This window comes from Methylobacterium sp. CCH7-A2 (genome assembly GCF_001557075.1).
Classification (GTDB): Bacteria; Pseudomonadota; Alphaproteobacteria; order Rhizobiales; family Beijerinckiaceae; genus Allobosea; species Allobosea massiliensis.
On the sequence record NZ_LSKN01000120.1, the window covers coordinates 1 to 507 of the forward strand.

Annotated in this window: 1 protein-coding gene; it reads right to left on the minus strand. The window is 64.3% G+C overall.

The genetic code is table 11. The features are described 5' to 3' along the window. Positions 1-507 (minus strand): IS21 family transposase (istA, locus tag AX750_RS10405; protein ID WP_156462441.1); only part of this gene is annotated, 507 nt, incomplete at both ends.

Sequence of the window (507 nt, forward strand, 5' to 3'; positions counted from 1 at the left end):
CTTCACCAGCCCTTCGACCTTGCCCTTGTCGTTGCCCTTGCCCGGGCGCCCGAACCGGTCCCGGAACAGGTAGTGGCTCACCAACTCGGTGAAGGCCCGCGTCCGCTCGCGCCGGCCATCGCCACAGATCTTCACCACCGCAATACGCGTGTTGTCATAGAGGATCGACAGCGGCACACCGCCGAAGAAGCCAAAAGCCGAGACGTGACCGTCCAGGAACGCTTCCGTCGTCTCGCGTGGATAGGCCTTTACGAAACAGCCGTCCGACTGTGGCAGGTCCAAGCAGAAGAAGTGGATCTTCTGCCGCACACCGCCAATCACCGCGGTCGCCTCGCCAAAATCGACATGGGCGTGCCTGGGCGGATGCGCCAGCGGAACGAAGGTCTCGCGGCCCTGCGCCCGGCAAAGCCGCACATGGTCCTTCACCACCGTGTAGCCGCCGGCAAAGCCGTGCTCGTCACGAAGGCGCTCGAAGATCCGCTTCGCCGTATGACGCTGCTTCACCGG